16 protein-coding genes are annotated in these 17,463 nt (G+C 70.5%); 9 read left to right on the forward strand and 7 right to left on the reverse strand.

Annotated elements, in window-relative coordinates; translation table 11 throughout:
- Nucleotides 1-13: 13 nt before the first annotated feature.
- Nucleotides 14-577 carry a TetR/AcrR family transcriptional regulator gene (locus tag Aco03nite_RS36345; RefSeq protein ID WP_203804324.1) on the forward strand — a complete coding sequence of 188 codons (564 nt, stop codon included), beginning with the start codon at nt 14-16 and terminating at the stop codon, nt 575-577.
- Here Aco03nite_RS36345 and Aco03nite_RS36350 read toward each other — a convergent pair.
- The gene (locus Aco03nite_RS36350) at nt 511-1,722 is read right to left on the reverse strand and encodes an MFS transporter (protein WP_239145732.1); all 1,212 of its coding nucleotides are present in this window, start codon (nt 1,720-1,722) and stop codon (nt 511-513) included. The genes Aco03nite_RS36345 and Aco03nite_RS36350 overlap by 67 nt on opposite strands.
- Nucleotides 1,723-1,777: 55 nt before the next feature.
- On the opposite strand from Aco03nite_RS36350, the gene Aco03nite_RS36355 reads away from it, so the two are divergent.
- Nucleotides 1,778-2,779 carry an ArsR/SmtB family transcription factor gene (locus Aco03nite_RS36355; RefSeq protein WP_203804328.1) on the forward strand — a complete coding sequence of 334 codons (1,002 nt, stop codon included), beginning with the start codon at nt 1,778-1,780 and terminating at the stop codon, nt 2,777-2,779.
- Nucleotides 2,780-2,865: 86 nt separating this feature from the next.
- A complete protein-coding gene (locus Aco03nite_RS36360) occupies nt 2,866-3,645 on the forward strand; it encodes a polysaccharide lyase family 7 protein (RefSeq protein WP_239145733.1) in 780 nt (259 codons plus the stop codon).
- Nucleotides 3,646-3,995: 350 nt separating this feature from the next.
- On the opposite strand, the gene Aco03nite_RS36365 is transcribed toward Aco03nite_RS36360, so the two are convergent.
- Entirely contained in the window at nt 3,996-5,192 is a 1,197-nt protein-coding gene (locus tag Aco03nite_RS36365) for an MFS transporter (protein WP_203804330.1), read from the reverse strand.
- A gap of 136 nt (nt 5,193-5,328) precedes the next feature.
- Nucleotides 5,329-7,080, reverse strand: coding sequence for a serine/threonine protein kinase (locus Aco03nite_RS36370; RefSeq protein ID WP_203804332.1), 1,752 nt, complete (start codon nt 7,078-7,080; stop codon nt 5,329-5,331).
- A 227-nt stretch (nt 7,081-7,307) separates the two neighbouring features.
- Here Aco03nite_RS36370 and Aco03nite_RS36375 point away from each other — a divergent pair, with 227 nt between their 5' ends.
- Entirely contained in the window at nt 7,308-8,057 is a 750-nt protein-coding gene (locus Aco03nite_RS36375) for an AfsR/SARP family transcriptional regulator (protein WP_203804335.1), read from the forward strand.
- Nucleotides 8,058-8,178: 121 nt separating this feature from the next.
- On the opposite strand, the gene Aco03nite_RS36380 is transcribed toward Aco03nite_RS36375, so the two are convergent.
- From Aco03nite_RS36380 to Aco03nite_RS36390, 3 genes are all read right to left on the reverse strand, one after another.
- The gene (locus Aco03nite_RS36380; protein WP_203804338.1) at nt 8,179-8,778 is read right to left on the reverse strand and encodes an STAS domain-containing protein; all 600 of its coding nucleotides are present in this window, start codon (nt 8,776-8,778) and stop codon (nt 8,179-8,181) included.
- A gap of 225 nt (nt 8,779-9,003) precedes the next feature.
- On the reverse strand, nt 9,004-10,413 hold the full coding sequence (locus tag Aco03nite_RS36385) for an amino acid permease (RefSeq protein ID WP_203804340.1): 1,410 nt from the start codon (nt 10,411-10,413) through the stop codon (nt 9,004-9,006).
- Nucleotides 10,414-10,600: 187 nt separating this feature from the next.
- Nucleotides 10,601-11,119, reverse strand: a complete 519-nt coding sequence (locus Aco03nite_RS36390; protein ID WP_203804342.1) for a tyrosinase family oxidase copper chaperone — start codon at nt 11,117-11,119, stop codon at nt 10,601-10,603.
- 245 nt (nt 11,120-11,364) lie between these two features.
- Here Aco03nite_RS36390 and Aco03nite_RS36395 point away from each other — a divergent pair, with 245 nt between their 5' ends.
- The 4 genes from Aco03nite_RS36395 to Aco03nite_RS36410 all read left to right on the forward strand — a co-directional run bounded on the left by Aco03nite_RS36395 (nt 11,365) and on the right by Aco03nite_RS36410 (nt 14,737).
- Nucleotides 11,365-11,889: a tyrosinase family oxidase copper chaperone gene (locus Aco03nite_RS36395; RefSeq protein WP_203804344.1), complete on the forward strand. Its 525-nt coding sequence runs from the start codon at nt 11,365-11,367 to the stop codon at nt 11,887-11,889.
- Nucleotides 11,890-11,952: 63 nt separating this feature from the next.
- Nucleotides 11,953-12,723, forward strand: a complete 771-nt coding sequence (locus Aco03nite_RS36400) for a tyrosinase family protein (protein ID WP_203804346.1) — start codon at nt 11,953-11,955, stop codon at nt 12,721-12,723.
- A gap of 69 nt (nt 12,724-12,792) precedes the next feature.
- A complete protein-coding gene (locus Aco03nite_RS36405; protein ID WP_203804348.1) occupies nt 12,793-14,169 on the forward strand; it encodes a S28 family serine protease in 1,377 nt (458 codons plus the stop codon).
- 181 nt (nt 14,170-14,350) lie between these two features.
- Nucleotides 14,351-14,737 carry a DUF2750 domain-containing protein gene (locus Aco03nite_RS36410; RefSeq protein ID WP_203804350.1) on the forward strand — a complete coding sequence of 129 codons (387 nt, stop codon included), beginning with the start codon at nt 14,351-14,353 and terminating at the stop codon, nt 14,735-14,737.
- A gap of 57 nt (nt 14,738-14,794) precedes the next feature.
- Here the strand turns inward: Aco03nite_RS36410 and Aco03nite_RS36415 are convergent, their stop codons facing one another.
- Complete coding sequence (locus Aco03nite_RS36415; RefSeq protein WP_203804353.1) at nt 14,795-15,175, reverse strand: PPOX class F420-dependent oxidoreductase; 381 nt, start codon at nt 15,173-15,175, stop codon at nt 14,795-14,797.
- Nucleotides 15,176-15,277: 102 nt separating this feature from the next.
- Between Aco03nite_RS36415 and Aco03nite_RS36420 the strand changes: the two genes are divergently transcribed.
- Nucleotides 15,278-17,449, forward strand: coding sequence for a DUF4132 domain-containing protein (locus tag Aco03nite_RS36420; protein WP_203804356.1), 2,172 nt, complete (start codon nt 15,278-15,280; stop codon nt 17,447-17,449).
- Nucleotides 17,450-17,463 lie beyond the last annotated feature (14 nt).

Raw genomic sequence — 17,463 nt, forward strand, 5'->3', positions numbered from 1 at the left:
AAGGTTCGAGCCGATGACCGACGAACCCCGACGCACCCGCGGCGTGCAACGCGGCCCCCGCAGCACCCACGTCATCGAGAGCGTCCGCGCCGCCGCCCTCACCGAACTCGACCGGGTCGGCTTCGCCCGCCTCGCCATGGACGCCGTCGCCCGCACCGCCGGCGTCAGCCGCACCACCGTCTACCGGCGCTGGCCCACCAAGACCGCCCTGCTCGCCACGGTCGTCGAACCGGTCCTGCAGCGCTACGACACCGACCCCGACACCGGCACCGCCCGCGGCGACCTGATCGCCGCACTCGCCCTGATCAGAGCCAACTCGGCACTCCCCGAAGGACGCGCACTGATCGCCGCCGCCGGCGAACCCGACTCACAAGCCGTCGTCAGAGCCGCCAACGACCGTACGATCGCCATGCTCGAAAGGCTCCTGACCCGCGCCGTCGACCGCGGCGAGATCACCACCGACGTCCGCACCGTCGCCTACCTCGCCATGCAGGGCACCGTCATGTGGCCTCAGATCCGCGACACCCCACTGGACGACGCCGAACTCGAACGATTCGCCCGCGTCCTGCTGCCCTGAGTGATCAACCGCGTCCCGGTGCCCGCCGCCACGAACACCCCACCCAGCAGCAACCAGCCCGGCAGCCCCAGCCCGATCGCCGTCGACGCCACCACGATCGGCGCGAACGCCCGCCCGATCGCCATCCCGGCCTGACTCACCCCCTGATAGGCACCGGTGTTCGCCGGATCGGCCAACTCGAACGCCAGCTCCCAGCCACCCGCCTCGGACACGATCTCCCCGAACGTGTGCGCCGCCACCGCCACCACCAGCAGACCCACCGCCGCCCACGTCCCCGGATAACCCGCCGCCGCGTACGCCACACACGCCACCAGCAACAACACCGTCCCGTTGCGGACCGCCCGGCCCGCGGACGGCACATCGGTCACCAGCCGCGTCGCCCGCACCTGGAAGAACGTCACCAGCAACGTGTTCAGCACCAGCAACAACGCCACCGTCGCGTGCGGCGCCGTCGTATGCCCCGCCACCCACAACGGCATCCCCACGGTGAGCAGCACGAACTGGATCGCGATCACCGAGTGCAACGCCACCACCGACAGATACCGCCGATCCCGCAACGGCGCCGCCCCGGACTTCTCCGCCACGTCGACCGCGACGTCCGGCAACCGCCGCAACGCCACCGTCGACGACAACGTCAGCGCCGCCGCACTCAGCACCGCCGTCAGATACGCCGGCCGGGTACCCACCGCCAGCGCCACCGCCGCCGCCCCGGAACCCGCCGCGATCGACACGTTGTCCACCACCCGCAACCGGGCCCGCACCGCGATCCGCCCCGCACCGGTGAACGCCCGCGCCACCAACGTCACCCGTGCCGTCCGCAACATCGACTCGGCACCCACCGCCACACACGCCACCAGCACGAACATCACCGCGTTACGGGTCATCGCATACGCCACCAGCGCGCCCGCCTGCGTCACCACCACACCCAGCAGCACCCGCCGCGGCCCGAACCGGTCACTGAGCCGGCCGCCCAGATAGGACGTCAGCACCCCGACGAAACCGGCCACGGTCAGCCCCGCACCCACGGTCGCCGGACTCAACCCGACGACGGTCGTGAAGAACAGCGCGCTGACGCTGTACATCAGCCCCTTGGACGTCGACCCCGCCACCGTCGCCCACATCAGGGCACGTTCGATCGTTTTCACCTCGACAGTCGACCGCTTCGACGAACCACAAGCGATCGATGTAGCGTATTGCTTCATGCCCGTGCTCTATCAGCTCGACGGACACGACCTGGCGGGCGTCCGGTTCGCGATCTCCCCACTCGCCGAACTCGTCATGTCCCTGCGCACCTGGCGCGACCCCGGCCGCTACCCCGTCCACCTGCCGTGGATCCGCGCCACCCAACCCCTGCGCGACAAACTCGACACCGAGATGCTGTACGCGCTGATCACCGAGTGGCGCTGGACCCCCGACTTCCTCACGCCCCCACCACACTCCCCGCTCACCCGGGTCGAGGACGAACTCACCGCCCTCACCACCACACCCGCCGACACCATCCGGACCGAACTGCTGCAGCTGTACGGCGACGAACAGCACATCCCCGCCCCGTGGCACCACCCCGGCGCCCTCGGCCGGGCCGTGGAAGCCCTCGACGGCTACTGGAAACTCTGCTTCGCCCCGCACTGGCCCCGGATGCGCGCCCTCCTCGAAGGCGACGTCACCCACCGCGGCCGCGAGATCGCCCAGCACGGTTTAGCCGCCATGTTCGCCGGCCTGTCCCCCGGAGTGCGACTCACCGGCGACACCGTCGAGGTACACCTGGGATCCGGCCTCAGCTACCACCGCCGCACCGAAGGCGGCCTCACCCTCATCCCGTCGATGTGGAACCGCGGCGTCTCCGCACCGGTGTCCGCCACCATGCAGCCACACATCCTCTACCTGGCCCGCGGCAGCGCCAGCCTGTGGGAGGCCGAACCCCTGCCCGCACCCGGCGCCCTGGCCGGCCTCCTCGGCACCCACCGGGCCGGACTCCTGGCCCGCCTCGGCACACCCACCTCGTCGACCGAACTCGCCACCCGCCTCGGGGTGACCCCCACCGCGGTCAACCAGCACCTCCGGGCCCTGCGCGCGGCGGGCCTGCTGACCAGCACACGACACGGCCGCTCGATGCTCTACCACCGAACGGACCTGGCCGACCGGCTGCTGGCCGCCGCCGTACCACCGGCTCCCGCCGCCGCGCCTCCTCTCGACAGCTGTTAAGGATATTTAAGGTTGTCGTTCTTGCGGGGTCGCTGAGAGGGCTGGTCCCCTTGACGCACCATCCCCGAAGCGAAGAGGTCGAGCCCGTGCAACGACGCACCCTGTTCACCGCCGCCCTGTCCACGGTGACGGCCGGATCCCTCGGCATCGCCGGGACCGGCACCGCCTCCGCCGCGGCCCTCGACCCGGCGCTGCCGCCCGGCGGCAACTTCGACCTGTCCGTGTGGTCGCTGCAACTGCCCGTCGGATCCCCCGGCAGCCCCGAGACCATCTCCGCGGCGCGGCTCAAAGCCGGTTACACGAACCCGTCCTACTTCTGGACCGACAAGAACGACGGCTCGATGACGTTCTGGGCCCCGGAAAAAGGCGTGACCACACCGAACTCGAACTATGCCCGCTCCGAACTGCGCGAGATGAACCCGGACGGCAGCGCCGCGAACTGGACCCTGTCCGGCGACCACACGCTGAACGCCCAACTCCGCATCGTCTCGGTGACCAAGAACGTGGCGGTCGGCCAGGTGAAACTCGGCACCGGCGGAACGTCGACAAAACCGCTGGCCGAGCTGTACTACCGGCCCAACGGCGACATCTACCTGGGAACCCAGAACTCCCCCGACGCCAGCGGGCAGACCCTGCACAAGGTGGGCAGTGTCGCGCTGGGCACAAAATGGACCTACACCCTGAACGTCAACGGCAAAAAACTGAACCTGACGATCAACGGTACGCGGACCACGTACACGATCCCGTCGGCATTCCATCCCTACCGCCAGTATTTCAAGGCCGGCTCCTACAACCAGTCGTCCTCGGAGAGCACCACCAACGGCGCGAAGGTGAAGTTCTACACGCTGACCGTGAAACACGCCTGATCCAGCCCGAAGCCCGGGGTGCAGGGGTTTTCCCCTGCACCGTCAGCGTCGCCGCCGGCCGCGGCGAGGAAAGCGTCGCCACACCGCGTTTGGCATCCTAGGAGGCTGGGTTGCAGGCCCTTGCCGCCCGGCCACGCCTGGCAGAGGCGCGGCCGGAAAGGTGAGCCCAGAAAGGTGAGGCCGGAAGGGTGCGGCCGGAAGGGTGCGGCCGGAAGGGTGCGGCCGGCAGAGACTCAGCCAGAAGGGGCGCGGCTGACAGAGACTCGGCCGGAGGGAACGCGGCCGACAGAGACGCGACCGGCGGGAACACGGCCGACAGAGATGCGGCCGGCCTGGCGCGCCTCGCCGCGTCACGAGTGGAAAGCGCCGACCAGGTGGTTCCGCCGGGATTCGCGGGCGGCCAGGATCGCCGCGACCGTGGTGGCCACGGCAGCCGCCGCGATCAGGGCGGTGACCGGGCCCGAACGATCGGCGATCGCACCGGCCAGAGTCGAACCGGCGGCGATGGCGCTCACCCCGGCCGCGGCGATCATCGTGAAGGCCTCGACAGCGCGCCCGGGCGGCGCGGTGCGCCCGGCCAGGCTGAACTTGAGCACCCCGGTCGGCCCCAGACCGAGCCCCAGGACGAACAGCGCACCGGCGAACACCAGCGGCGTGCCCGTCAGCGCGGCCGCCCCGGCGGCGAGCCCGCACAGCAGGAGCAGCCCGGCGATCCGCAGGGCCGGACGCCCACCCTGCAGCCTGGTCCCCCAGACCAGGGCCCCGGTCAGACTGCCGACCGAGATCGCCGCGTACATCAGCCCGGCCCGCTCGGTGAACAGCGCCGCCGCCGACACCTGAACCATGCCGATGACCAGCCCATGACCGATCCCGGCAAGCAGAGCGGTCCGCACTCCGGCACTGCTCAGAGCACCCGCGAGCCCGGCCCGCCGGTCCCCCGGCACTCCCCGCACGGCCTGCCAGGAGCGGGAGGCCCGGCTGGTCGCCAGGAGCAGGGCTCCGCCGGTGAACAGGGCCGCACACAGCAGGATCGCGGTGGCCGGGGTGGTGAACGGCAGGGCGGCCGTCAGCAGCAGCGGCCCCACCAGCACCGGGGCCTCGAACATCACCGACGACAGGGTCATCGCGGTGGGCAGCATCGGCACCGGCACCAGTGTCGGCCACAACGCCCGCATGCTGGCGTTGACCTGGGGCTCGCAGGCACCGGACAGGAATGCGCACACCAGGACCGCGGCGAGGACTCCGGAGTTCCCGGCCAGCACCAGCCCCACGATCGCGAGCGTCTGCACCCCGGCCGCGGTCAGCAGAACTCTCGTCTGCCCGAGGCGGTCGATCAGACGCCCCTGCACGACCATGCCGAGAGCGGTCCCGGCCCCGAGGAACCCGACGGCCAGCCCGGCGGACGCGAACCCGCCTTCGGAGCGTTGCACGAGCAGGAGCACGGCGAGGCCGAGCATCCCGACCGGGAGGGAGGCGAGCACCGCTCCGGCGGCCGGACGGCACACACCGGGCTGACGGAACACGGACAGGAAGGAACCCGGGGACATCCGGTGTCACTCCTCGACAAGCGAAGGTCACCGGTGTCCGGGCGGGCACCGCGCACAGCCCGCATCAACAGGCCGTGGCGCAGCACCCAGCCTGCTCGAATTCACCCCGGCCCACAAGCCGGTGGTGACGAGCGGCTCAGAACTCGGATCTGGTCAGCAGCGCCCACCGCAGGTTGTCGCCCGCCCCGCACGCCTTGAGAACCAGCTGGTCACCCATGGTCCCGGAGGCGGCGACACATAGATCCGACACGACCTCCCGCAGCCAGAAGTAGCGCAGCCCACCCGAGATCCCCTTCGGCTCGAGCCGGTAGTACTGGTTGTCCGGGCTGTCGTAACAGCCCATCGACATCAGCCCGGTGCCCGCCTCCACCGCGTACGCGCCGGGCACGTCGACACACATCCCGTCGACGATGTTCTGGATCCAGTACAGGTGGTAACCCTCACCGGTGGACCGGGGGATGAACTTCCACTCCTGGTTGTCGACCTCGGTCGGGCGGCACGCGAAGTGCGCGATCGGGGTCTCGCTGGGATTCGACTCGTACGAGGGCATGTCGAAGCAGTGGCCGGTGCCGAGGTTCCGTACGAAATAGGCCTTCGACTCGGTGGCGGCGCCATCGGCGACCTTGACCTTCGGCAGACCGGTCTGTTTCGACGTCTCCACTGCGGAGGTGCCTGCTTTGGTACGCGAGGGCGAGGCCGCCGTCCGGGACGGGGTGGTGACGGCGCCGTCGCCTCCGGAACCGGCACCGGTGGCCGGCCGGTGGGTGGCGCCACCGCCGGCAGCGGCGGCCGGGGCGGGGGCGCTGGCCGATGGCCGGGTGGCCGCCGACACGGCGGGCCCGGCGGCGCCGGAGGTCATCGCCTGCGGCATCGCGATCACCGGGTCCGTGGTCCGGGTCAGCGCCCAGGCCCCCACCGACACCCCGAGCAGCACGACTGCCACGCCCGCCGCGGCCGCGACGAGAACCCGGCGGCTGCCCTTGGCCGGCTCCTCCAGCGACGGTGCGGACGGCTTTCCCGGCGGCATCTCCACCGGCTGGTCGGCCGGCTTCTCCACCGGGGCCGGGGGAATCCGGTCGGGGTGGATCAGCATGTCGAGCAGGGCGGTGGCGGTCGGCCGGTCGGCCGGGTTCTTGGCCAGCGCCCGGGTCACGATGGTGCGCAGCGGCTCCGGAACCCCGTCCAGGTTGGGTTCCTTGGTGAGGATCCCGGCGACCACCCCGGTCGGCGTATCGGCGTGGAACGGGGTGCGCCCGGTGGCCGCGTAGGTGACGACGGCGCCCCAGGAGAAGACGTCGGCGGCCGGCCCCACGGCGTCACTCTTGAGGTCGAATCGTTCCGGGGCCATGTACGACACGGTGCCGACGACCTGCCCGGAGCGGGTGTGGTCGGTGGTCGCCTCGAAGGCCCGCGCGATCCCGAAGTCGATCACCTTCGGCGAGCCGAGCGAGAACAGCACGTTGGAAGGTTTCAGATCCCGGTGGATCACCCCGGCGCCGTGGATGGCGGTCAGGGCGGTGGCCGTCCCGATCGCCACACCATGCAGGTCACCGCCGGTCAGCGGGCCGCGCTCGGCGACCACCCGGGTGAGACTGGGCCCGTCCACGTACTCGACCACCAGGTACGGCGTCGAGTGGTCGGGGTCGGCGTCGACCACCGCGGCGGTGCTGAACGACGGCACCTTGCGGGCGCTCTCCACCTCGCTGCGGAACCGGGCCCGGAACTCGTCCTGGTCGGCGTACTCCGGCCGGATGACTTTGACCGCGACCTGTCTGCCGTCCGGCGTCCGGCCGAGGTAGACACTTCCCATCCCGCCCTCGCCCAGGCGGCCGATCAGTTCGTACCGCCCCAGCCGGGCGGGATCGTTGGGGCGCAACGGCAGAGTCACGATCGGCGTTCCTCTGTAGACGTGACGGGGCACATGGGCCGCGAGCGTACCGGACGATCACCAACGGCATACGCCCAGGAAACGGGCAGCATTCCTTACATATCCGGGCCGTCCCGGGATCGGCGATTCGCACCCCGCCGGTCGGGCCGGAAGCCGCCGAGCACCGTCTGATCGACGCGCTGTTGCAGAATGGCCACGGGAGAATCCGCTGGTCGAGGGAGTTCGGGATGGGCGACGATGCGCTGCGGTTCGAGGTTCTCGGGCCGGTTCGCGCGTATCGGGGCGACGAACCGGTCGACGTCGGGCCGCGTAACCAGCAGGCGGTGCTCGGGCTGCTGCTGTTGCGGGCCGGGCAGCCGGTGTCCATCGCCGAGATCATCGGCGTGTTGTGGGGCACCGATCCGCCGGAGAACGGCGAGGACATCGTGCTGCGCTACATCGGCGGGCTGCGCCGGGTCCTCGACCCGTACCGGACGTCGCTGATCGCGTTCACCGACGGTGGTTACGTGCTGCGCGCGCCGGAGAGCACCGTCGACACCGGGGCGTTCCGGGCGGCCGTGGGCCGGGCCCGGGACGAGCACCGGACCGGCAACCTCGGCGAGGCCACCGGTGAGGTGCGGCGGGTGCTGGAGAAGTGGCGGTCCGAGCCGCTGACCGGGCTGACCGGGCCGGTGTTCGACGCGGCGCGGGCGAAACTGGGCGCGGAGCGGGCGACGGCCGCCGAACTGCTGGCGCCCCCGGCGCCTTCCCCGGCACCTGCGCCCTCACCCGCGCAGACCCGCGTGATGCCGGCTCAGGCTCCGATGGCCGCGAGCACCAAGGCGGAACTCGCCAGAACCATGGTCGAGCTGATCCCACCGAAGGAGAAGTCTCTGCCGCAGACCCGGGTCATGCAGCCGGAACCGGACCACCCGGTGCCGGTCGACCCGTGGGACGGCCACGACCTGTTCCCACCCGACCCGCTGGCGATGAGCTAACGCCCGGGCCGCCGCCCGCGCGGCCGCAACCGTTGCCGGCAACGACGGTGCCGGTCGTGGGTGCGGGCCGAGAACACCCGCCAGGCCAGCCACATCCGGAACGGGGGTGTGCACCTGCTGGTCAGCATGCCGTCCCGCTGGTCATGGCCCGCCGGCCGCGGGTCACGGTCAGGGCGTGCTCGACGGTACGGAACACCGGGAACGCCGTGGCCAGCCGCATGGTCCGCAGCACCGCCTGCAGGAACGGCGACGCCCCGGCGAGCACCAGCTCCCCGCGCCGCCGTTGCACGGTGTTGCGCCCGCGGACCAGGGCGCCGACCCCGATCGAGTCGACGGTGCCGGCCGCGGCGAGGTCGACGACGACGGTGAGCCGGGCCGAGGCGGCCGCTTCGAGCACCGACCACAGCTCGACTGCCGCGTCCAGGTCGACGTCGCCGTCGACGGTCACGATCGCGGCGGTCGGTTCGAGGCGGAGCTTGACCCGGTCGGTGCCGGCGTGCCGGGGCCGCGGGCCGGGCGGCAGGATCACCAGGTCGGCGGCGCAGGCGGGGCAGTGGTGCGGGCCCCGGGCGAACGCCGTCCCGGTCCAGCCGCTGGACTCCATCGCGACGTAGACGACCTCGGTGTCGTGCATCCCGCAGCCGTCGGACGTCGTGCTGGTGCCGCACCCGTCACAGATCAGTTGTACTCCCGCGCCGTGTCCGGCCGATACCGCAGTCATCCGCCCGCTCCTCCCTGTCACCACCGAGCTTCGCCGACCGATTTGACTGTGACTCCGCGACCATGTGACAGACACGTGACAGTACGGCGAGATCGGGAAATGTCGCACGACTGTCACGGGACCGCTCGTAGACCGTCGCACGCCCCCGGCAGAGTCCTGGGCGAGCTGATCACTCGGTGTCCGGTGTGGCGGGCCCGCACCGCCCGTCCACACCGGACGCACTTCTCAGCGGTCGCCGCCGGTGCGCAGCAGGCTGTGCCGGTACCCGTAGAGGCCGTAGATCAACAACCCGGCGAGCAGCCACACCCCGAACCGGATCCAGGTGTCCAGCGGCAGGTCGGACATCAGATAGACGGCGAAACCCACACCGATCAGCGGGAGTACGGGCGACCACGGCACCCGGTACGGCCGTGGCATGTCCGGGCGGGTCCGGCGCAACACGATCACCCCGATGTTGACCACCACGAACGCGAACAGGGTGCCGATGTTGACCAGCTCCACGATGGTGCCGAGCGGGATCAGCGCGGCCAGGATCGAGATCAGCACCCCGAGCGTGATCGTCAGCCGGGCCGGGGTGCCGTACCGCTGATTGACCGTCGCCATCCGCCGGGGCAGCAGACCGTCCCGGCACATGGCGAAGAAGATCCGGGTCTGACCGTAGAAGATCACCAGGACGACGCTGGTGATCGCGACCACCGCGCCCAGGGCCAGGATCCCGGCCGCCCAGCTCATCCCGGCCCCCTGGTCGAGGGCGGCGGCCAGCGGCGCGTCGCTGTCCTTCATCTGGTCCGGGCTGGCGATGCCGAGCGCGCCGACCGTGGTCAGCACGTAGAACACCGTGCAGATGACGAGCGAGCCGATGATCGCCCAGGGCAGGTCACGGGCCGGGTTGCGGGCTTCCTCGCTGCCGGTGGAGACCGCGTCGAAGCCGATGTACGCGAAGAAGATGATCGCCGCGGCGGCGGTCACCCCGTCGGCGCCGGCCGGGGCGAACGGCTGGAAGTTGGCGGTGCTGAAGTTGGCGAACGCCACCACGATGAAGAAGACCAGCACCGCGAGCTTGATCCCGACCATCACCAGGTTGACCCGGGCACTCTCGGACACCCCGCGGACCAGCAGGAACGTGATGGCGAGCACCACCACGACGGCCGGCAGGTTGAAGACGCCACCGTCCTCCGGCGACTTCGCGATCGCGTCCGGGAGCGCGACCCCGAACGCCGCGTCCAGGAACGCGTTCAGGTTGCCGCCCCAGCCGATCGCGATGCCGGCGACGGACACCCCGTACTCCAGGATCAGGTCCCAGCCGATCACCCACGCGACCAGTTCGCCCAGGGTGGCGTAGGTGTAGGTGTAGGCGCTGCCGGACACCGGGATCGACGACGCCAGCTCGGCGTAGGACAGCGCCGAGAACACGCAGGCCACCGCGGCCAGCACGAACGACAGGATCACCGCGGGCCCGGCGATCCCGGCCCCTTTGCCGATCACCACGAAGATGCCGGTGCCGATGATCGCGCCGACCCCCATCGCGGTCAGCTGGGTGCGCCCGACGGCCCGTTTGAGTTCGGCCCCCTCCTCCCCCGCCCGGTCGACCAGCGACCCGACATCCCGGATCGCGAACACTCCCGCTTTCGCCATGCTGCGCCCCCTCACGCCGTCTCCGATCACCGTCTGCCCACGTGGAGCCGGACGCAACCGCAACACCGTGATCCGAAAACTCGGACCGCCCGAGTTGCCGAACATCGGAACCCGTGGATGAAAGCGGCGGGGGCGGCGTGCCGGACCGGGAAGGTGTGTGGGATCCCCGGCCCGGCACGCTGACCTGTCAGCCCTTGGCGGGCCTGGAGGTGACGGCCGCGGAGGGCGTGGCCGATGCGGGGACCGAGGCCGAGGCGGAGGGCGACGCGGACGCCGACGCCGGGGCGGAGGTCGAGGGGGTGGCGGCGGGCACCGGGAGGAGCAGGTCGGGGCAGGTCGCGCTCGGCTCCTCCGGGTGTGCGAGCTTCAGGCCGTCGAGCACCTTGACCGTGGCCTTGGTGATGTTACGGACGGACTTCTCCGGCTTGAAGGCCACCACCGCGCTGGTGTACTGCCCGTCCGCCTGCGGATAGACCACCAGGCGGATGCCGTCGACGTACGAGCAGGCCGTCTTGCCGCTGCCCCAGCCCATGATCTGGACGCCGTGATAGTTCTCGTAGAAACCGGTCTTCCTGGGCGCCTGGTCCACGTCAGGAGCGGAAACCGTAGCGGAGGAGACCGCGGTGGTGGCGGCCATCGCCGTGCCCGCGGCGGCCAGCGCACCGGCCGTCGCGATCAGGACGGTGATCTGTTTGGAGATCTTCATTGAAATCATCACCCAACACGCCATTCATCGACGTTCGAAAGAGTATTTCCGGATAGGGCTGCCGACGATATCCCGATACTACCCGGGAACAATTCAACGACACGGCCCCGGCCCGAATGACCGGATCCTTCAGGTGACATTATTCATGATGATTCCTACGCCCGATGGACACGATTATGTGAGAGGAAGCCGATCTGCTTACATGGGCCGGAACACGACAAATCACCTCCCAGAGAAGGATCTCCATGGCTGATGTGAAACGTCGCGACGTTCTGCGCTACGGTGCGGCCGGAGCCGCCACCGCCGCGTCCGCGCTCGTCGGGGCCCAGGCCCTGGCCAGCCCGGAGGCGCCGGCTCCGGGGCCCACCGCCAAAGGCCGGAAAGCCGGACCGGACCCGGACGACTTCAACGAGGTCTACCGGGGCAAACGGATCCGGGGACGGTACAAGATGGGCGTACTCGGAAATCTCGATCTCGGGAATCTGAAGAATCTGGGCGCCGACATCACCCGGACCCTAGGGCTGGCCAGGCAGAACGAGGTGTTCGTCAACAACCGGGCGCTCGCGATGACCGCCATCCCCACCATGTTCTTTCCCACGGACGGCCGGAAACCGTACGTCGGAATCGGTTTGATCAGTGCGATCAACCACTACGACCCGGTCGAACTCGAACCGAACGCGGACTGCCTGCGGAGCCTGGGAAAGAAAGTCGTCGACATTCTGGGTGATCTCGAACTGAGCGGCGAATCAGCCGAAGAGCACACCCACTGACGACTGCGACAACCTCCAGAAAGGCACCGGAGATCCATGGCCGTCCGTAAGAGCATCGCTGCCATGACGAGCGCGGAGAAGACCGCGTTCGCCACCGCGCTCCGGCAGCTCAAGTCCTCGTCCCCGAACGGGCGCAACTACAACTGGTACATCGACCAGCACATCACGTTCTTCAACCGGACGAACGACAACATCAGTCACGCGCACCAGTCGCCGTCGTTCTTCCCGTGGCACCGCGAGTACCTGCGGCTGCTGGAACTGGACCTGCAGGCGGTCAGTGACGACCCGGACATGTTCCTGCCGTACTGGGACTGGACCGGCCCGGCCTCGCCGTTCACCGCCGACTTCTGCGGCGCGGTCACCAACGGCAGCGTCAGCCGCGGCAACTTCAGCCCGTCGTGGGGCTGGTCGCTGTACCGCAGCAGCATCCAGACCAACTTCCTGCAGCGCCGGCTGGGGCAGGCCGCCTCCCGCCCCAGCGTCTCGACGGTCAACGCGGTGCAGAGTTACACGGTGTACGACCAGTCCCCGTGGAACGGCGGCGTGTCCAACAGCTACCGCAACCGCAACGAGATCGAGCTGCACAACCGGGTGCACAACTACGTCGGCGGGCACATGGGCACCCGGGAGGCGCCCAACGACCCGGTGTTCTGGCTGCACCACTGCAACATCGACCGGCTGTGGTGGCGCTGGCAGCAGAACCGTGGCGTCGACACGTACCAGCCGCGCGGCAACGTCGGCGGCGTGGTGGACAACACCGAGACGATGCAGCCGTTCGGCCGCACCCCGGCGTCGGTCCGGAACATCAGCGACCTGGGCTACAGCTACAGCTGAGCCGGCGGGGCGGCCGGGTCCAGACGGCCGCCCCTCGCGGTGATAGCCGATCGTCGATATCGTGCGGGCGTGAGACTTCGCATCGTGGCCGCCGCCGGCGCCCTCCTGATGGCCCTCTCCCCCGCCACCGCCGCCCGTGCCGCCGACGATCCGCTCCTGGACCGGCTGACCGACATCCCCGGGCTGACCGTCGTGTCCGAGACACAGGGCACCGGCTACCGGTTCTTCGTCCTCACCTACCGGCAGCCCGCCGACCACCGGCATCCCGGCCAGGGAAGTTTCGAGCAGCGGCTCACCCTGCTGCACCGGTCGGAGACCCAGCCGGTGGTGCTCTCCACCAGCGGTTACGGTTTGGCCGCCGCGCCGCGCCCGACCCAGACCGAGCCGACCGCCCTGCTCGGCGCCAACCAGGTGTCGGTCGAGCACCGGTTCTTCACCCCGTCCCGGCCCGCGCCCGCCGACTGGTCGGATCTGAACATCTGGCAGGAGGCCACCGACGAGCACCGGATCGTCGGCGCGCTCAAGACCGTCTACCCGGCCCGCTGGATCCAGACCGGCGGCAGCAAGGGCGGCATGACCTCGGTCTACCACCGCCGCTTCTATCCGGGCGACGTGGACGGCGTGGTCGCCTACGTGGCGCCCAACGACAAGATCAACCCCGAGGATGCGGCGTACGACCGGTTCCTCGCGACCGTCGGCACCCCGGAGTGCCGGGCCGCCCTGAACGAGGTGCAACGGCAGGCCCTGCTCCGGCGCGACCGTCTGGTGCCCCGCCTGGAGGCCGCCGCCGCGGAGAACGGCTGGACCTTCACCCGCACCCTCGGCACCGCGGACCGCTCGTTCGAGATGGCCGTCCTGGACACGGCGTGGGCGTTCTGGCAGTACAGCCTGCTCGCCGACTGTGCCTCGGTGCCCGCCGCGACTGCCACCGACGACGAGCTGTGGGAGTGGATCGACGGGGTCGCCGGGTGGAGCTTCTACACCGATCAGGGGCTCGAGTTCTACTGGCCGTACTACTACCAGGCGGCCACCCAGCTCGGCTGGCCCAGCTTGAAGTTCGAGCATCTGCGGAAACTCCGCGCCTATCCCGGCCTCTACACCGCCAACTCGTCCCTGCCGAAGGAACTTCGCCGGCCACACAATCCGGTTCCGATGATCGACGTGGATCTCTGGGTTCGTACAAAATCGGAGAAAATGCTTTTTGTGTACGGCGAGAACGACCCGTGGGGCGCCGAACGCTTCGTCCCGAGCCGGCGGGACTCGGCCGTCTTCGTGGCCCCCGGCGCCAACCACGGCGCCAACATCGCCCGCCTGAACCCCGCCGACAACGCCGCGGCCACGGCCCTGCTGCGCCGCTGGGCCGGAGTCAGCGCCACGCTGGCCCCGCAGCAGGCCCTGGACCTACCCTTCGACGACCAGCTGGGCGACCGCCGCCGCCTGCCCTGACCAGCACTTTCGGTAACCGCCGGCGTCTGCTCCGAACGGCCTTTCGGGGATCGTCGACTTCTGCCCTGACCGGCCTTCTGGTGACCGGCGCCGACCGCGCTCGACCGGCCGCCCGGTGTTCCGCACGCGGTGCCCGATAGCATCGCGTGCGGTACACCAGCACGGCGAAACCGGAGATATCGTGGCATCGGATGACATTTCCCGCCGGGAGGCGGAGCAGCTGCTCAAGCTCGACGCCGAGGCCCGGGTCACCCGGACCTTCGAGGCGATCGCCGCCAAGGGCGAGCTGTGGGTCTGGGGCGACGAGGGCGACATCCTGTTCACCGAGGACGGCCGCCGCCGCAACCTCCTGCCCATCTGGCCGCACGCGACGGTGGCCCGCCTGGAGAACGAGGGCGACGTGGACGGCGAACACGCCATCCGCATCCGCACCGACGTCTTCCTGAAGGAGTGGATCCCCCAGCTGGAGGAGGACCACGCCGACATCGCGATCTTCCCGGTCGAGGAGGTCAACGCGGCCGTGATCCCCCTCGCCGACTTCCGCGCCCGCCTGTCGACACGGCGCTGATCAACAGCGCCGCCGGCCGCCCGAGGCCCGCGGCGCGCGGCCCGTTCCCGGGATCGCTCAGAGCGTGACGACGATCCCGACGATCGGCTTGCGCTTGACCCGGAACGCTTTGGCGAGCCAGTTCCCCACCCGGGACATGATGTAGCGCCGGGCGATCAGATCCCGGGCCGCGAGGCTCTCCGCGTCCCCGAGCACCCGCGCGGTCCCGGGAACCGCCACGGCCCCGTCGGCAACCTTCCCCCGAATGTCACAGGCGGTGACCTCGACCCGGGGGTTGTTCCGGATCCGCTTGACCTTCCAGGCTTCCGCCTCGGAGATGATGGTCAGCGTGCCCCCGTCAGCGACATGCCAGACCGGAGTGGACACCGCGGTGCCGTCCTTCCGGTAGGTGGTGAGACTGACCTGCTTACTTCTGGCGAACTCCGCCCCGGCATTCATGACCATGAACCCTACCGGCCGCGCGTCACACGATCGGGCCGGGCAACCGCGCCGGGTGCCGCACGGTACGGTCTGCGGACCCTAGAAGTGTGGAGGCTGGCGGTGGGCAGGCGACGTGGGCCGGTCGTGGTCGAGGGGCTGGTCTGTGCCGATGTGACCGTCATGGCCTGGGCTGATGGCGAGCGTGAGCGGTGGTGGGCCCGGGCCGATGCTCTCGAGCACGGGCTCGAGCAGGACGACTGGGCCAAGGCCGTCAGCAGTGCGGACAAGCTCTCCGATCTGGAGCCCGAGCAGGTTCCGTGGCTTTTTGCGAAAGGGCCGGACTCCCCTGCCCGCGCCTTGCTGAGCACGACCGCGTTCTTGCGGCATCGGCAGCGGGTGGATCTCGGGCGGGTGGCGGTGGCCCGGTTCGAACTGGACGCCCGGGCGTACGCGCTGGGTGAGGCCGCCGAGAGCGCCGACGAGCTGGGGCTTCTCGTGTTGCCGTTCCGCGGGCCGGAGGCGGCGGCGCTGGTCGCGGGCTGGTTGCGGCATCTCGGGTCGGCCCGGCTGTGGGCGCGGCTGTGGCTGGGCCGGCATCCGGAGGCGGCGGCGCGGGCGCTGATCCCGGCAGCCGCGGGCAAGCCGGGGCGGGCGCGGCAGAACGCGGAGGCGGCGCTGCGGTTCCTGTCGGCGGCCGGTCACGGTCCGCTTCTGATCAAAACGGCTTGCGGGTACGGCGAACAAGCGCAAGAACTGGTCGAAGCCCTGCTGGATACGGAACCGGAACTGCCCGCCGGCAGGAACCGGATGGCCGCCGGCCAGCTTCCGGAGATCCGGGCCGCACACGGCGGCGTCCTGCCCGAGGACCACGTCACCCGGCTGCTCACCGCACTGACCCGGTCGTCGCTGGACGAGGCGCCGGAGCCCGCGCCGGGCGACCCGGACCGCCCGGTGCCGCTGGTGGTGGCGTCGTCAGCCGCCGCCCAGCCGCTGGTCCGCGAGGCCGATCCGGCACTGGCCGAGCTGCTCACCAGCGCCGACCGGAGCAGTCTGGCCGCCTTCGGCCGGGCGATGCTGGACGACTGGGTGACCGCCGGGATGCCACCGGCCGAGTCGTGGGTGCTGCTCGCGCAGGCGCACCTGGGCGACGACACCACGATGGACGCGCTGGCGCCACTGGTCCGCTCCTGGCCCGCGAAGAGCCGGCACGCCCGCGCGGTCGACGGGTTCGCGGTGCTGGCCACGGCCGGTTCGGACGTGGCGCTGCGGCATCTGCTGGCGATCGAGGAGAACATGTCGGGCGGGCCCACCAACGACCGGGCCACCGTCTACCTCACCCGGGCCGCGGCGGTCCGGGGACTGTCGGTGACCCAGCTCGCGGACCGGCTGGCGATCACCCACGGCCTAGACACCGGGGTGGTCGTCGACTACGGAACCCGGTCGTTCCGGGTCCGGCCGGACGAGCATCTGGTCGCGCACGTGGTGAACGCCGACGGCCGGGTGCTGGCCCGCCCGCCGAAGCCCGGGGTCAAGGACACGGCTCCCCAGGCGTACCAGCAATTTCTGCAGTTCAAGAAGGATCTGCGGGCGAGCGCGGTGGAGCAGGCGGGACGGCTGGAACGCGACATGCTGCGGCGGCGGCTGCGCCCGGCACGGGACATTCCCGGCGTACTGCTGCCGCATCCGGTCCTCGGGCCGCTCGCACGGCGGCTGTTGTGGGGCGAGTTCGACGGCCGGCGCCTGGTGCGGGCGCTGCGGATCGCCGAGGACGGCAGCCTGGCCGACCTGCACGACGACACCGCCGCGGTCGGGCCGGACACGCCGCTGGGGATCGTGCATCCGGCCGATCTGCGCGGGGATCTCGGCGCGTGGGCGCGGCTGTTCGCCGATTACGAGATCCTGTCGCCTTTCCCGCAGCTCGGACGCCCGGTCGTGACGCTCACCGATGCGGAACTGTCGGCCACCTCGCTGCCCGGTTTCGGGCCGCTGGACGGCCACCGGCTGGTGAAGCTGATGAGCAACGGCTGGCACGGCAACGGGTACCACATCGGCAGCCGCGTCCACACCCGGCTGCGGCGGCGGCTGGCCGGTGGGCTGGTGCTGCTCGCCGAGTTCTCCCCCGGCATGCCGACCTCCCAGTACCCGCCGGACACCGAGCATCGGGTCACCGAGATCTGGGTCGACGCGGAGTGGTCGGAGAACTGGCAGCCGGTTCGGCGTACGCCGCTGGGTGAGGTTGATCCGGCCGTTTTGTCCGAAGCGCTGGTCGTGCTGTACGGCACGACCGATTGAGCCCGCTTCCAGAT

Origin of the sequence: Actinoplanes couchii (assembly GCF_016862075.1) — a bacterium.
Lineage (GTDB): Bacteria > Actinomycetota > Actinomycetes > Mycobacteriales > Micromonosporaceae > Actinoplanes > Actinoplanes couchii.

Coding starts and splice junctions, on each gene's coding strand:
- Aco03nite_RS36365 (WP_203804330.1), bottom strand. CDS start 5,192: ATGTCCCCGGGTTCCTTCCTGTCCGTGTTCCGTCAGCCCGGTGTGTGC.
- Aco03nite_RS36415 (WP_203804353.1), bottom strand. CDS start 15,175: ATGAATGCCGGGGCGGAGTTCGCCAGAAGTAAGCAGGTCAGTCTCACC.
- Aco03nite_RS36345 (WP_203804324.1), top strand. CDS start 14: ATGACCGACGAACCCCGACGCACCCGCGGCGTGCAACGCGGCCCCCGC.
- Aco03nite_RS36380 (WP_203804338.1), bottom strand. CDS start 8,778: ATGACTGCGGTATCGGCCGGACACGGCGCGGGAGTACAACTGATCTGT.
- Aco03nite_RS36395 (WP_203804344.1), top strand. CDS start 11,365: ATGGCTGATGTGAAACGTCGCGACGTTCTGCGCTACGGTGCGGCCGGA.
- Aco03nite_RS36400 (WP_203804346.1), top strand. CDS start 11,953: ATGACGAGCGCGGAGAAGACCGCGTTCGCCACCGCGCTCCGGCAGCTC.
- Aco03nite_RS36385 (WP_203804340.1), bottom strand. CDS start 10,413: ATGGCGAAAGCGGGAGTGTTCGCGATCCGGGATGTCGGGTCGCTGGTC.
- Aco03nite_RS36355 (WP_203804328.1), top strand. CDS start 1,778: ATGCCCGTGCTCTATCAGCTCGACGGACACGACCTGGCGGGCGTCCGG.
- Aco03nite_RS36375 (WP_203804335.1), top strand. CDS start 7,308: ATGGGCGACGATGCGCTGCGGTTCGAGGTTCTCGGGCCGGTTCGCGCG.
- Aco03nite_RS36390 (WP_203804342.1), bottom strand. CDS start 11,119: ATGAAGATCTCCAAACAGATCACCGTCCTGATCGCGACGGCCGGTGCG.